The 14904-nt window shown below is 69.1% G+C and carries 13 protein-coding genes; 7 read left to right on the top strand and 6 right to left on the bottom strand.

What is annotated here, in order from left to right; all coding sequences use genetic code 11:
* The first annotated feature begins 12 nt into the window (after window positions 1-12).
* The gene (locus AC07YS_RS24165) at window positions 13-1638 is read left to right on the top strand and encodes an MFS transporter (protein WP_095950483.1); all 1626 of its coding nucleotides are present in this window, start codon (window positions 13-15) and stop codon (window positions 1636-1638) included.
* A 12-nt stretch (window positions 1639-1650) separates the two neighbouring features.
* Here the strand turns inward: AC07YS_RS24165 and AC07YS_RS24160 are convergent, their stop codons facing one another.
* From AC07YS_RS24160 to AC07YS_RS24135, 6 genes are read right to left on the bottom strand one after another with little or no spacing between them, the layout of a single operon-like run.
* Window positions 1651-1974, bottom strand: a complete 324-nt coding sequence (locus AC07YS_RS24160; protein WP_495261370.1) for a cytochrome C oxidase subunit IV family protein — start codon at window positions 1972-1974, stop codon at window positions 1651-1653.
* 11 nt (window positions 1975-1985) lie between these two features.
* Complete coding sequence (locus AC07YS_RS24155) at window positions 1986-2678, bottom strand: heme-copper oxidase subunit III family protein (RefSeq protein ID WP_495269227.1); 693 nt, start codon at window positions 2676-2678, stop codon at window positions 1986-1988.
* An 11-nt stretch (window positions 2679-2689) separates the two neighbouring features.
* A complete protein-coding gene (locus AC07YS_RS24150) occupies window positions 2690-3307 on the bottom strand; it encodes a cytochrome c oxidase subunit 3 family protein (protein WP_495269228.1) in 618 nt (205 codons plus the stop codon).
* Window positions 3304-5091, bottom strand: a complete 1788-nt coding sequence (locus AC07YS_RS24145; RefSeq protein WP_495269229.1) for a cytochrome c oxidase subunit I — start codon at window positions 5089-5091, stop codon at window positions 3304-3306. The genes AC07YS_RS24150 and AC07YS_RS24145 overlap by 4 nt, the downstream gene beginning before the upstream one ends.
* Window positions 5088-6257, bottom strand: a complete 1170-nt coding sequence (locus tag AC07YS_RS24140) for a cytochrome c oxidase subunit II (RefSeq protein ID WP_495269230.1) — start codon at window positions 6255-6257, stop codon at window positions 5088-5090. The genes AC07YS_RS24145 and AC07YS_RS24140 overlap by 4 nt, the downstream gene beginning before the upstream one ends.
* A gap of 57 nt (window positions 6258-6314) precedes the next feature.
* Window positions 6315-6830 carry a hypothetical protein gene (locus tag AC07YS_RS24135; RefSeq protein WP_062479635.1) on the bottom strand — a complete coding sequence of 172 codons (516 nt, stop codon included), beginning with the start codon at window positions 6828-6830 and terminating at the stop codon, window positions 6315-6317.
* A gap of 201 nt (window positions 6831-7031) precedes the next feature.
* On the opposite strand from AC07YS_RS24135, the gene AC07YS_RS24130 reads away from it, so the two are divergent.
* From AC07YS_RS24130 to AC07YS_RS24105, 6 genes are all read left to right on the top strand, one after another.
* Entirely contained in the window at window positions 7032-9650 is a 2619-nt protein-coding gene (locus AC07YS_RS24130; RefSeq protein ID WP_495269231.1) for an autotransporter family protein, read from the top strand.
* Window positions 9651-9820: 170 nt separating this feature from the next.
* Window positions 9821-10642 carry a creatininase family protein gene (locus AC07YS_RS24125; RefSeq protein ID WP_495269232.1) on the top strand — a complete coding sequence of 274 codons (822 nt, stop codon included), beginning with the start codon at window positions 9821-9823 and terminating at the stop codon, window positions 10640-10642.
* Window positions 10643-10656: 14 nt separating this feature from the next.
* Window positions 10657-11466 carry an ABC transporter ATP-binding protein gene (locus AC07YS_RS24120; RefSeq protein WP_062479639.1) on the top strand — a complete coding sequence of 270 codons (810 nt, stop codon included), beginning with the start codon at window positions 10657-10659 and terminating at the stop codon, window positions 11464-11466.
* Complete coding sequence (locus AC07YS_RS24115; RefSeq protein WP_174250296.1) at window positions 11444-12331, top strand: ABC transporter permease; 888 nt, start codon at window positions 11444-11446, stop codon at window positions 12329-12331. Before AC07YS_RS24120 ends, AC07YS_RS24115 begins: the two co-directional genes overlap by 23 nt.
* Entirely contained in the window at window positions 12303-13700 is a 1398-nt protein-coding gene (locus AC07YS_RS24110; RefSeq protein WP_082818236.1) for an FAD-binding oxidoreductase, read from the top strand. Before AC07YS_RS24115 ends, AC07YS_RS24110 begins: the two co-directional genes overlap by 29 nt.
* A 57-nt stretch (window positions 13701-13757) precedes the next feature.
* Window positions 13758-14786 (top strand): ABC transporter substrate-binding protein, encoded by a 1029-nt coding sequence (locus AC07YS_RS24105; RefSeq protein ID WP_495269233.1) that lies wholly within the window; start codon window positions 13758-13760, stop codon window positions 14784-14786.
* Window positions 14787-14904: the final 118 nt, after the last annotated feature.

Here is a 14904-nt window from a genome sequence, read left to right as displayed (position 1 = left end):
CAATAGCGCGACATGCCGCCCATATCCCCCGAAGAGACACCCCTCCCGCCGGCCCGGCCGCAGCCCTCGAACCTCGCGGCGCTGGAGCCCCTGAAGCTCCCCGTGTTCCGCATGCTGTGGAGCACCTGGCTCATCGCCAACATCTGCATGTGGATGAACGACGTGGCGGCGGCGTGGATGATGACCTCGCTGACCACCTCGCCGATCTGGGTCGCGCTGGTGCAGTCGGCCTCCACTCTGCCGGTGTTCCTGCTCGGTCTTCCGAGCGGCGCGCTGGCCGACATCCTCGACCGCCGGCGCTGGCTGGTGGCCACGCAGTTCTGGCTGGCCGGCACCGCCGTGGTGCTGTGCGCCGCCATCGCGCTCGACGTGATGACCGCGCCGCTCCTGCTGGCGCTCACCTTCGCCAACGGCATCGGGCTGGCGCTGCGCTGGCCGGTGTTCTCGGCCATCGTGCCCGAGCTCGTTCCGCGCCAACAGCTGCCGGCGGCGCTGGGCCTGAACGGCATCGCCATGAACGCCTCGCGCATCGTCGGCCCGCTCACGGCCGGCATGCTGATCGCGAGCGCGGGCAGCGTGTGGGTGTTTGCGCTCAACGCGGTGCTGTCGGTGGCCTCGGGCTTCGTGGTGCTGCGCTGGCGCCGCGAGCACACGCCCAACCCGCTGGGGCGCGAGAAGCTCATCAGCGCGATGCGCGTGGGCGTGCAGTTCGTGCGCCAGTCGCAGCGCATGCGCGCGGTGCTCACGCGCGTGTCGCTGTTCTTCTTCCACTCGACCGCGCTGCTGGCGCTGCTGCCGCTGCTGGCACGCAACCTCCAGGGCGGCGGCGCCGGCACCTTCACGCTGCTGCTGGCCGCCATGGGCACGGGCGCGATCATCGCGGTGCTCTTTCTGCCACGGCTGCGCCAGGCGCTCGGGCGCGACCAGCTGGTGCTGCGCGGCGCCATGCTGCAGTCGGCCGCCACCGCCGTGATGGCCGTGGCGCCCAACGCCTGGGTCGCGGTGCCGGCGATGTTCTTCGGCGGCATGGCGTGGATCACGGTGGCCAATTCGCTCTCGGTGTCGGCCCAGCTGGCGCTGCCCGACTGGGTGCGCGCGCGCGGCATGTCGACCTACCAGATGGCGATCATGGGCGCGAGCGCGATCGGCGCGGCGCTGTGGGGCCAGGTGGCCACCGTCACGTCGCTGAAGCTGAGCCTGGCCATCGCCGCCGTGAGCGGCACGCTGCTGATGCTGGCGGCCATGCGCTGGGTGACCGACGTGAGCGGCGAAGACGACGTGCGCCCCGCCCAGGCCGGTTGGGCCACCGGCCCGCCGGCCGAGGCGCCGCAGGAAGACGGCCGCGTGGTGATCACGGTCGAATACCTCATCGACCCGTCGCGCGCCGCGGCCTTCCACCTCGTGATGCAGCAGACCCGGCGCGCGCGCCTGGGCCAGGGCGCCATCGGCTGGGAGCTGCTGCACGACATCGCGCAGCCCGAGCGCTACGTGGAGCAGATCGTCGACGAGTCGTGGACCGACCACCTGCGCCGCTTCAACCGCGCCACCGCCGCCGACATGGCGCTGCGCGAGCGCCGCCTGGCCTTCCACCTGGGCGAGTCGCCGCCGGTGATCACGCGCTTCGTGGTGCGGCGCTGAGCAGCAGGGCCGTCAGCGGAAGAACGCCAGCCGCGCGAGGAAGGTGTGGTCGGCCTCCGCCGCCATCAGCCCGACCAGCACCAGGAGGCACAGCGGCGGCAGCAGGATCGCGTAGACCAGCGCCATCCGCTCCCACGCCATGTGCATGAAGACCGCGACGATGAGCCCGGCCTTCAGCAGCATGAAGACGATGATCAGGCCCCAGCGCAGGTAGCCCTGCACGTGCAGGTAGTCGACCATGTACGACATCGCGCTGAGCACGAACAGGAGCCCCCAGATCTTCAGGTACAGGCCGATCGGGTGCTGCTGGCCGGTGGTGGCGTGGGTGGTGTTCATGATGATGGTCCTCACCAGAGATAGAACAGCGCGAAGATGAAGACCCACACCAGGTCGACGAAGTGCCAGTACAGGCCCACGATCTCGACCACCTGGTAGTTGCCGGCCTTGTCGTAGTCGCCGCGAATGAGCTTGAAGGCCACTGCGAACAGCAGCACCACGCCGGCCGACACGTGCAGCCCGTGGAAGCCGGTGATCATGAAGAAGGCCGCGCCGAACTGCGCCGCGCCCATCGGGTTGCCCCAGGGCCGCACGCCCTCCTCGAGGATCAGCTTGGACCACTCGAAGGCCTGCATGCCCACGAAGAGCTCGCCGAAGGTGGCGGTCACGAGCATCAGCGTGGCGGCGTTCACGCGGTCGCCGCGGTAGGCGAAGTTGACCGCCATCGCCATCGTGCCGCTGCTGCTGATGAGCACGAAGGTCATGATCGCGATCAGCAAAAGCGGCACGTCGGCCCCGCCCACGTGCAGCGCGAACACCTCGCTCGGATTCGGCCAGGCCACGGTGGTCGAGACGCGCACCGTCATGTAGCCCGTGAGGAAGCAGCTGAAGATGAAGATGTCGCTCAGCAGGAAGATCCACATCATGGCCTTGCCCCACGAGACGTGGAAGGCCTGGCGGTCGGACGACCAGTCGGCCACCAGCCCGCGCCAGCCGCTCGCGGCGACGGCGGAGCCGGTGAAGGTTGCGGTGCTGGAGTTCATGCGAAGCCTCCTCACGCCGTGCCGCAGAGGACGCGCGCCACCTCCGGCGTCACCCACCCCAGCAGCGCGAACAGCGCCAGCCACACGGCCAGCATGAAGTGCCAGTAGCGCGCGCACAGCGCGATGCGCCATCCGGCCCGGGCGGGGTCGGCCCACGCGACGCGCGCCGCCATCGCCCACCCCACCAGCCCGCCCGCCAGGTGCAGCCCGTGCATGGCGGTCAGCAGGTAGAAGAAGCTGCCCGACGGGTTGCCGGCCGGCAGCACCTGCGCGTGCGCCATCGCGGCCCAGGCCCACAGCTGCACGCCGAGGAAGCCCGCGGCGCACAGGCCGCCGGCCAGCAGCAGGCGGCGCATGCGCGCCGGGTCCACGCGGCGCGAGGCGGCTTCCAGCGCCATGCTGCCCGCCGCCAGCAGCGCCGAGCTGAGCCACAGCTGCCACGGCAGCGCGAGCGCGACCGCGTCGCCGCTGCTCATGCGCATCACGTAGGCCACGGTGAACAGGGAGAACAGCGCGGTGACCACGCCCATGAAGACCCACAGGCCGATGCCCGCCGCGCTCGCGTGCGCGTCGCGCAGCCGCACGTCGCGGGGCAGGCCGCGCAGGCGCAGGGCGGCGTCCGCGTTCATGCCGGGGCTCCGCGCGCGCCGCTCACCGGCACGTCGTTCTCGTCGTCGCTGGCCTGCGGCGGGGCGTTCTGCGCGATGAAGTCTTCCGCCGCGCCCGGCACGCCGTAGGCATAGGCCCAGCGGTAGGCCACGGGCAACCGCGGCCCCCAGTTGCCGTGGCCGGGCGGCGTCTCGGGCGTCTGCCATTCGAGCGAGGCGGCACGCCACGGGTTGGCGCCGGCGGGCCTACCGCGCCACGCGCTCCAGGCCAGGTTGACGATGAAGAGCAGCTGCGCCGCGCCGACCACCAGCGCGACCACGGTGATGAATTCGTTCAGGCTGAAGGCCGACGGCGGAATGAACTTGTAGCCGTCGAAGTTGTAGTAACGCCGCGGCATGCCCAGCACGCCCAGGTAGTGCATGGGAAAGTAGATCGCGTAGGTGCCCAGGAAGGTGATCCAGAAATGCAGCCGCCCGATCCGGTCGTCCAGCATGCGGCCGGTGATCTTGGGGAACCAGTGGTAGATGCCGCCGAACACCACCAGGAGCGGCGCCACGCCCATCACCATGTGGAAGTGCGCCACCACGAAGTAGGTGCCCGACAGCGGAATGTCCACGCTCACGTTGCCCAGGAACAGGCCCGTGAGCCCGCCGATGACGAAGGTGCACACGAAGGCCAGCGCGAACAGCATCGGCACCGACAGGTGGATGTCGCCGCGCCACAGCGTCAAGAGCCAGTTGTAGACCTTGATCGCAGTGGGCACTGCGATGACCAGCGTGGTGGTGGCGAAGAAGAAGCCGAAGTACGGGTTCATGCCGCTCACGAACATGTGGTGCGCCCACACCACCACGCTGAGCCCGCCGATGGCCACGATGGCCCACACCATGGTGCGGTAGCCGAAGATGCGCTTGCGCGCGTGCACGCTGATCAGGTCGGACACGATGCCGAAGGCCGGCAGCGCCACGATGTAGACCTCGGGGTGGCCGAAGAACCAGAACAGGTGCTGGAACAGCAGCGGGCTGCCGCCCTTGTGGCCCGACAGCTGCCCCATCGACACCAGCGCCGGCATGAAGAAGCTGGTGCCCACCGTGCGGTCCAGCAGCAGCATCACGCCGCTGACGAACAGCGCCGGAAAACCCAGCAGCGCCAGCACCGTGGCCACGAAGATGCCCCACACCGTGAGCGGCATGCGCAGCAGCGTCATGCCCCGGCAGCGCGCCTGCAGCACGGTGGTCGCGTAGTTCAGGCCGCCCATGGTGGTGGCCACGATGAAGATCAGCAGCGACACCAGCATCAGCACGATGCCGCCGCCATGGCCCGGCGTGCCGGGCAGGATCGACTGCGGCGGGTACAGCGTCCAGCCCGCGCCGGTGGGGCCGCCCGCGACGAAGAAGCTCGCCATCAGCACCACCACCGACAGCAGGTAGACCCAGAAGCTCAACATGTTGAGGTAGGGGAACACCATGTCACGCGCCCCCACCATGAGCGGGATCAGGTAGTTGCCGAAGCCGCCCAGGAACAGCGCCGTGAGCAGGTAGATCACCATGATCATCCCGTGCATGGTCACGAACTGGTAGTAGCGCTCGGCGTTGATGAACTCGAACTGGCCCGGGAACCCGAGCTGCAGCCGCATCAGGTTGGACAGCACCAGGCCGACCACGCCGACCGCGATGGCGGTGCAGGCGTACTGCACGGCGATCACCTTGTGGTCCTGGCTCCAGACGTAGCGGCGCAGGAAGCCCTGCGGCGCCGGGTGGCCGGCGTCGTCGTGCTCGTCGTCTTGAGTGAGCGCAGAAGAAGTCATCGCGCGGCCTTCTGTTCGGTGGCAGCCTGCGCCGGCGGGCTGCCCAGACTCTGGATGTAGGCCACCAGCGCGGCCAGTTCCTCGTCGCTCAGGTCGATCTTCGGCATCACCGGCGGGAAGCCCTTCACGTGGCGCGCCTGCGGGTCGCGGATGAAGCTGCGCAGATAAGCCTCGTCGACCAGCGCCGTGCTGCCGTCGGCCATCGACTCGGTCTTGCCGTACAGGCCCTTCCAGGTCGGCCCCACGCGTGTGCTGCCGTCGATGGTGTGGCAGGCCACGCAGCCCTTGGCGTCGGCCAGCGCGCGGCCCTGGTCGACGCGCGCGCCGCCGCCGGCCGGTGCCTGGGCAGCCTGCGCCGCCTTGGCCGCTTGCGCCAGCTGCATCGCGCCGAAGGTCGGCAGCGCCGTGCGCCAGGCGTCGTAGGCCGCCGCGTCCTCCACCACCACGAAGCCGCGCATGTTCGGATGGCCCACGCCGCACAGCTGCGCGCACAGCGCCTCGTAGCGGCCCGCGACGGTGGGCGTGAACCAGAAGCGGCTCACCTGCCCCGGCACGATGTTCATGCGGGCGCGGATGGGCGGCACGAAGAAGTCGTGCAGCACGTCGTGGGAGCGCATCAGCACCAGCACCGGCTGGCCGATCGGCAGGTGCACCTCGTCGCCGGGAACCAGCAGGTCGTCCAGCCCCGCCGCGTCGGCCGGGTCGAGCCCGAAGGGGTTGGCGGCGCTGACGAAGCGCGCATCGGTCGCGCCCAGCTTGCCGTCCGCGCCCGGCAGGCGAAAGCGCCACTGCCACTGCTGGCCCAGCACCTCGAGCACGCGCGCGTCATGCGGCGTGCGCACGTAGTTCGCGTACACCACGAGGCCGGGCGCCAGCAGCGCCATGATGCCGACGGTGGTGCCGCCGATGAGCCAGCGCTCCAGCGTGCGACTCTCGGGCGCATGCGGCGCTACGCGGCGCCCCTCGCGGTGGCGAAAGCGCACCACGGTGTAGGCGAGGAACAGGTTGATGACGACGAAGAACAGGCCCGTGATGAGCAGCGTGATGGTCAGCGTGTCGTCCATGCGCTGCCAGTTGGAGGCCAGCGGCGTCGTCCACCACGGATTGACGACGTGGAACGCCACCGAGGCCACCACGATGAGCAACAGGACGACGGCGATGGTCATGTGCTGCGCTCCCTGGGGTGGCCATCGTGGGTTCCGGGAGTCGCATGCGCGGCGGCTTCAGCGGATCGCCGGGATCCGCGGCTCTTCGCCCTCGAAGCGGGCCTCGGGGTGCGTGGCCTCCAGCATCGCCTCGACCTCGCGCACGCGCGACGGCGGCAGGTCGACCATCAACAGGACCTGGCCCTGCGCGATGGCGCTCTCGAAGCGCGCCAGCCGCGGGCTCGGGATCGACACGCCGACCATGGTGGCCGACCAGGCGCCCACCACGCCGCCCAGCAGCGCCAGGCCCACGGCCACGGCCCATTCGGGCTCGTCGCCGAACACGGGGAACAGCAGCGCGGCCAGCAGCCCGACGACCACGCCGCAGGCGGTGCCGAGCACCCAGCCGGTCTTGGCGGCGTGAACGAGGTCGGAGGTCTGCCAGACGTTGGCCGCATGGAGCCCGGCCATGTCCTGGCCTTCGCGTGCGGCGAAATGCAGGTGCGCGATGTCGACACGCGCCTGCAGCAGATCGTGCATCGCCTGCCTGGCACTCGCCAGGTCCGGCAACAGCCAATAGATGCGTCTTTTCACGGCGCCTCCTTTCCGTCTTGCGACGAGCAAGAGACCATGCTTGAGTTATAGGCTCAACAAGGGCCGCATTCAAGTCGGCGCGCCATCGGGACCGACCCGGTGAGTACGGAAGTTCGTCGGTTTCCAGAAGGGCAATTGCACTGAATAATCCGCCGCTCCAGGCCCCCACGGCCTCATGAAAAACAAGAAGGAGCAAACGACATGCGCATGGAGCGAGGCCCCCGGTTTTCCCACTTTTCTCGGTTTTCTTTTCCCCGCCGTCATCCGGCATCTCCCCTTCCCTGGCTCGCGGCCGCCCTTGCAGGGCTCGCAGGCGGCGCCGCGCACGCGGCCTGCGGCCCCACCGCCACGCCGGTCACCGGCGACACCGTGGTCTGCGACGGCACCACGACCGTATCGCCCAGCGTGATCGCCACGCCGGGCAGCACCGGCGTCACCATCACCGTGAACAGCGGCGCCACGCTGGCCACCAACGCCACGCAGGCGCTGCTGGTGCGCGATGCGAGCACCATCACCAACAACGGCACGATCACGGTGTCGGGCGGCTCGGGCTCGGCGCGCGCGGCGATGGTCGCCACGGGCAACGACAACACGCTGACCAACAACGGCAGCCTGCGCACCACGAGCAGCGGCACCTCCGGCATCCTGGTGACGTCGAACAGCAGCACGCGCACCCTCATCACCAACAACGGCAGCATCGTCACCACGGGCGGCAGCTCGCACGGTATCTCTTTGCTGGGCCCGGGCAACACGGTGATCAACAACGGCAGCATCTCGGCCATCGGCAGCTCGGCCAAGGGCGTGTACCTGCAGGGCGGCAACCTCGTGGCCAACCTGCTGGTGAACACCGGCAGCATCGCCACCACGGGCGCCAACTCGCCGTCGGGCGGCGCCGACGCGGTGCATGCGAACACGCTCGGCGGCACCTTCTTCTCGCGCGTGGAGAACCGGGCCGGCGCCACGCTCTCGAGCGCCAACGGCTACGGCTACCGCGGCCAGAACGGCAACGACGTGCTGGTCAACGCCGGCACCATCGAAGGCCACGGCGGCACCGCCAGCACCGACGCGATCTACATGGGCGCGCTCGGCAACGGCACGCTGATCCTGCAGACCGGCTCGGTCATCAAGGGCGGCGCCGACGGCGGCGTCGGCAAGACGGCCAGCACTTTCCTCGAAGGCAGCGGCACGGTCGACAACGCCTTCCGCAACTTCCAGCACCTGACGATGCGCGGCACCGCGTGGTCGTGGCAGACCGACGCGAGCTTCTCGGATTCGATCCGCGTCGAGTCCGGCCGCTTCACCCTGCCCGCCACGCTGACCAGCCCCGTCATCACGGTGTTGCCCGGCACCACCGTGGCCGGCACCGGCACCTTCGCGGGCAACGTCACCCACCAGGGCACGCTGCTGCCCGGACCGAACGACGGCGTCGGCTTCGGCGCCTTCACGGTGCGCGGCAACTACGTGGGCGGCAGCGGCGCGCTGCTGCAGGTCAACACCGTGCTGGCGGGCGACAACGCGCCCTCGGACAAGCTGGTGATCGACGGCGGCGCGGCCACGGGGTCCACCGGCCTGCGCGTGGTGAACCGTGGCGGCCTGGGCGCGCCCACGCTGGCCGACGGCATCCTGGTGGTGCAGGCCGTCAACGGCGGCACCACGGCCGACCAGGCGTTCTCGCTGACCCAGGCGGTGGAGGCCGGCGCCTACAACTACCGGCTGTTCCGCGGCGGCGCGACGGGCAATAACCGCGACAACTGGTACCTGCGCAACAACGGCTACCTCGTGGGCGGCACCGTGGTGGGCTCGCTGGAGGAAGCCGCCGAGGTGATCGCCGAGACAGGCGCGCCGGCGACGGTGAAGCAGGTCAAGCTCTACCGGCCCGAGGTGCCGCTGTACAGCGCCCTGCCGATCGCCGTGCGCCGCCTCGGGCTGGCGCAGCTGGGCACCTTCCACGACCGGCAGGGCGATGCGCAACTGCTCGCGGACGGTGAAGGCCGGCAGGCCTCGTGGGGCCGCGTGTTCGGCGAAAGCACGCGGCAGCGCCTGCGCGGCGATGCCAATCCGCAGTTCGACGGCAGCGTCAGCGGCCTGCAGCTGGGCCACGACTTCCTGGCGGCCACCGACGGCGCGGGCGGGCGCCACCGCGTCGGCGTGCTGGGCGGCTACACGCGGGCCAGCGGCCACGCGAGCGGCGTCGCCGGCGGCGCCACCAACGAGGCGGCCGGCCGGCTCACCGTCGAGGGCTACAGCCTGGGCGCCTACTGGACGCGCATCGCGAGCAGCGGCTGGTACAGCGACGCCGTGCTGCTGGCCACGCGCTACAAGGCCGACGCACGCTCCACCTTGGGGCGCGGCGGCCGCCCGCACGGCACCAGCGTGACCGCCTCGCTCGAGGCCGGCTACCCGCTGGCGCTGAGCGACACCGTCACGCTGCAGCCGCAGGTGCAGCTCATCTGGCAGCGCAGCTCGCTCGACGACTTCGACGACGGCCTCTCGCGCGTGCGCTTCCAGCGCGACAACGCCGTCACCGGCCGGCTGGGCGCGCGGCTCGAAGGCCGCTTCGAGGCGGCCGGCGGCGTCTGGAAGCCCTACCTGAAGCTCAACCTGTGGCACACCTTCAGCGGCAGCAACGCGATCTACTTCGGGCCGAGCGACCGGGTCGCCAACCGCCGCAACGCGAGCGCGCTCGAAGTGGGCGGCGGCATCGTCGGGCAGGTGAACAAGACGCTGTCGGTCTACGGCGGCCTGGCCTACACCAGCGCCATCGGCATCACCGAGCAGACCGGCGTGCAGGGCCAGCTGGGGCTGCGCATGCGCTGGTGACCCCGGGGCGACGGGCGCCCGGGCGGCTCGACTTTTGACCGTCCGTGCAAATTTAATGGCATGCGGTTTGCTTGATAAATATCAACGGGTATCCACGGATAGCCAGTCTTTTTTGACCGTATGGATAATTTAGCCCATCATCCCGTCCGCCCGCCACGAGGTACACCCCGATGAATCACCCCCCCTTGCGCAGCCGCTTCTGGTCCGACCTGACCAGTGAAGAGTTCTCCCGCCTCGACCGCGAACGGCTGATCGCCGTGCTGCCGGTGGGGGCGACCGAACAGCACGGCCCCCATTTGCCGATGTCGACCGACACCGCCACCATCGACGGCATGGTGCGCGCCAGCCTGCCCTACCTGCCCGACGACCTGCCGGTGCTGTTCCTGCCCACCGTGCCCTACGGCAAGAGCAACGAGCACTCGCGCTACCCGGGCACGCTCACGGTGTCGGCCAACACGCTGATCTCGCTGTGGAAAGACGTCGGCGCCTGCGTCGCCAAGGCCGGCGTGCGCAAGCTGGTGCTCTACAACAGCCACGGCGGCCAGATGAGCGTCATGGACATCGTGGCGCGCGACCTGCGCGAAGAGCACGACATGATGGTCGTGGCCTCCAACTGGTACACGCTGGGCCTGCCCGAGGGCCTGTTCACCGCGCACGAAGGCAAGCACGGCATCCACGCCGGCGACCTCGAAAGCTCGGTGATGCTGCACCTCACGCCCGATTACGTGCGCAAGGATCAATTCCAGAACTTCGGCTCCATGACCGAGCAGCTGGCGGCCGAGAACAAGTTCCTGTCGATCACGCCCAGCGGCAAGCTCGGCTGGCAGATGCACGACATCAACCCGGCCGGCGCCGCCGGCGACGCCACCCGCGCCAGCGCCGAGAAGGGCGCCGCGGTGCTCGACCACGTAGGCAAGCGCTTCGTCGAGCTGCTGCACGAGATCGACCGCTTCCCGCTCTCGCGCCTGGCCAACGTTCCGGCCTGGCGCTGACGCCAAGGAGTCCCATGGAAAGCACCACGCCATCCACGCCGCCCCTGGTCCGCCTGCGCAACGTCGGCAAGCGCTTTGCCAACGGCACGCTCGCCCTGCAGGGCATGACGCTCGACATCGGCGAGCACGACTTCGTCAGCTTCCTGGGCCCCTCGGGCTGCGGCAAGAGCACCGCGCTGCGGCTGATCGCCGGGCTCACGCGCATCAGCTCGGGCGACATGCAATGGTCGGGCGCCAACACCGGCAGCGCCAAGGACAGCAAGAGCGACCGCGACCTGGGCTTCGTGTTCCAGGAGCCCACGCTCATGCCCTGGACCAAGGTGTTCGACAACGTCTGGCTGCCGCTCAAGCTCGCGGGCATGAGCCGCGACGAAGCCGCGCCGGTGGTGCAGCACGTGCTGGAGCTGGTCGGCCTCTCGCGCTTTGCCGACGTGTACCCGCGCGAGCTCTCGGGCGGCATGAAGATGCGCGTGTCGATCGCGCGCGCGCTGGTCACGCACCCGCGCCTGCTGCTCATGGACGAGCCCTTTGCCGCGCTCGACGAGATGACGCGCATCAAGCTCAACAACGACCTGCTGGCCATCTGGCGCGAGCACCGCTTCTCGATCGTGTTCGTCACGCACAGCGTGTACGAGTCGGTCTACCTGTCGAACCGCATCGTCGTGATGGCGGCGCGCCCGGGCCGGGTGATCGACGAGATCGCCATCGACGAGCCTTACCCGCGCGGAGAAGCCTTCCGCACCTCCAGCCGCTACAACGCGCACTGCACGGCTGTTTCGCAATCTCTGCACGGAGCGCTCCATGGCCTCGACATCGACCATTGAAACCGTGATGCCCCTCGACACCACCAACGAAGCCACGCCGTCCGCCGAGACGCTGCGCGCGCACGAAGACAAGCTGCGCCGGCGCGAGGCCACGCTGCGCATCGTCGTGCCGGTCGTCATCGTCGCGGCGCTGCTGCTGGTGTGGGAATGGATGGTGCGCGCCAACGACATCCCGCACTACATCCTGCCGGCGCCCTCGCTCATCCTGCGCACGCTGTTCGACAACTGGGGTTCGCTCTCGGGCGCGCTGTGGTTCACGGTGAAGCTCACGCTGCTGGCGCTGGGCGCCGCCATCGTCGGCGGCGTGCTGCTGGCGATTGCCTTCGCGCTGTTCAAGTGGGTGGAGATCGGCCTGTTCCCGATCGCCGTGATCCTGCAGGTGACGCCGATCATCGCGATCGCGCCGCTGATCCTGATCTACGTGTCGAGCACCACCGCGGCGCTGTTGCTGTGCGCGTGGATCGTGGCCTTCTTCCCCATCTTGTCGAACACCGTCATCGGCCTGAAGAGCGCCGACAGCAACCTGCGCGACCTGTTCCAGCTCTACAAGGCCTCGCCCTGGCAGACCTTCCGCTACCTGCTGGCGCCCAGCGCGCTGCCGTACTTCATGGCGGGCCTGAAGATCGCCGGCGGCCTGAGCCTGATCGGCGCGGTGGTGGCCGAGTTCACGGCCGGCACGGCGGGCAAGGAAACGGGGCTGGCCTCGCGCATCCTCGAGTCGAGCTTCCGCACCGAGATCCCGATGATGTTCGCGGCGCTGCTGCTGGTGTCCTTGCTGGGCATCGTGATCTTCATCGTGTTCGCCGCCCTGTCGCGCCTCGTGCTCGGCCACTGGCATGAAAGCGAAATGCGCCGTGAACGCTAGAACCCCGCTGTCCACCGTCGACTGGGACGCCGTGCGCGAGGACCTGCGCGGCCTGAACGTGATCGCCACGCCCAGCCAGCGCAAGCAGCTGTCGAAGGACTTCTACTGGTACAGCCCGATCCTCACGGCGCAGCTCGCGGGCTGCGTGGCCGACCTCGTGGTCAAGGTCAGCACCGAGGACGACGTGCGCCAGGCCGCGGCCGTGGCCGCGAAGTGGAAGCTGCCGCTCACCGTGCGCGCCGGCGGCACCGGCAACTACGGCCAGTGCGTGCCGCTCGAAGGCGGGCTCGTGCTCGACGTGACGCAGATGTGCCGCGTGCTCGACCTGGCCGACGGACGCATCCGCGTCGAGGCCGGTGCGCGCATGCACGACATCGACCTGGCCGCGCGCGAGACCGGGCAGGCGCTGCGCATGTGGCCCTCGACCTGGCACGTGGCCAGCATCGGCGGCTTCATCGCGGGCGGCTTCGGTGGCATCGGCTCGTTTCGCCACGGCATCCTGCGCGACCCCGGCAACCTGCTGCGCGCGCGCGTGATGACGGTGGAGCGCGAGCCGCGCGTCATCGAGCTGGTGGGCGACGAGATCCAGCAGGTGCACCATGCCTACGGCACCAACGGCGTGATCCTCGACGTGGAAGTGGCGCTGAGCCCGGCGGTCGACTGGGTGCACTGCACTGCGCTGTTCGACACCTACCGCGGCGCGCTCGACTTCGGCATTGCCGCGCAGGCGCCCTCGCTGGACATCTTCCTGCTGTCGACCGTGGAGGCGCGCTTCTCGCCCTACTACACGGCCATGGGCGATCGCTTTCCGTCCGACCGGCACGCGGTGTTCACCATGGTCTCGCCCGACTCGATGGCCGAATTCCGCGCGCTCGCGGCGGCGCACGGCGGCACCCTGTCGGTGGCCGGCACCGAGGCCGAACTGCAGGCCGAGGGCCTGCCGCCGGCCTACGAGTGCGCCTTCAACCACACGACGCTGCAGGCGCTGAAGGCCGACCGCAGCTGGACCTACCTGCAGGTGGCCTACGCCCAGCCCTTCGACCCGGCCGTGGTCGAGCGCCACATGCAGATCTTCGGCGACGACGTGCTGCAGCACCAGGACTTCGCGCGCGCCAACGGTCAGTGCGGCACCTTCGGCATCCTGCTCGTGCGCTGGAAGGGTGAGGCCCACCAGTACGAGGTGATGCGCGAGATCGAGTCGCAAGGCGGCGCGCAGATCTTCAACCCGCACGTCTTCACCATCGAGGACGGCGGCATGAAGACCATCGACACGCAGCAGATCGAGTTCAAGAAGCGCAGCGACCCGATGGGCCTGATGAACCCCGGCAAGACGCGCGGCTGGACGCCCGACATGGCCGTCGAGCGCTGAAAAACAATTAGTCTTCGCATCCCGTCCCCACCCCAACCTCCACAGGAGTCCGTCCCCATGCGCATCCCCGCTTTCTCTCTTCGGCCGCTGGCCTTCGGCCTGGCCCTCGCAGGCGCCGCCTTCGCCGCACAGGCCCAGGACAAAGTGGTGTTCGCCACCAACTGGAAGGCGCAGGCCGGCCACGGCGGCTTCTACCAGGCGCTGGTGGACGGCACCTACAAGAAGTACGGGCTCGACGTGGAAATCATGCAGGGCGGCCCGATGGTCAACAACCGGCCCATGCTGCCGGCCGGCAAGGTGGACTTCCTCATGACCGGCAACCTGCTGCAGTCCTTCGACAACGTGAAGAACGGCGTGCCCACCGTGGTGGTCGCGGCCATCTTCCAGAAAGACCCGCAGGCCATGTTCGCCCACCCGGGCCAGGGCTACGACACCTTCAAGGACATGACCAAGGCGCCCGTGGCCTTCATCGGCAAGGACGGCCAGTTCAGCTTCTGGCAGTGGATGAAGTCGGAGCACGGCTTCAAGGATTCGCAGCTCAAGCCCTACACCTTCAACGTGGGCCCGTTCCTCGCGGACAAGAAGTCCATCCAGCAGGGCTACGCCATCTCGGAGCCGCTGTCGATCAAGGCCCAGGCCGGCTTCGACCCCGTGGTGCACCTGCTGGCCGACCACGGCTTCTCGACCTACGCCACCACCATCGAGACCCGCGCCGACCTCATCAAGACCAAGCCCGAGACGGTGCGCAAGTTCATCGAGGCCTCGATCGTCGGCTGGAACAACTACCTCTACGGCGACAACAAGGCCGCCAACGAGCTCATGGCCAAGACCAACCCCGACGCCACGCCGGCCGCGCTGCAGGGCTCCATCGATCTCATCAAGAAGATGGGCATCGTGGACAGCGGCGACTCGCTCACCAAGGGCATCGGCGCCATGGACGAGGCACGCGTGAAGGACTTCTACGACAAGATGGTCAAGGCCGGCCTGTACAAGCCGGGCGAGATCGACCTGTCGAAGGTCGCGACCACGCAGTTCGTCAACAAGGGCGTCGGTGTCGACGTTCGCAAGAAGCTCACCGGCAAGTAATTCGCTTCGTTTTTTCCCGTGGGTCGCGCGGGGCTTGCGCCGGGGTCAGATGCCGGCGCCTGGGTTGCCATAAGGCACGCGCGGCCTTTTATCCCTGGGCTCTGACCCCGTCTCGCCG

It is taken from the genome of Variovorax sp. GW458-11-26-14-LB1, assembly GCF_059423965.1.
This window is presented reverse-complemented; position numbering and strand designations above follow the sequence as displayed.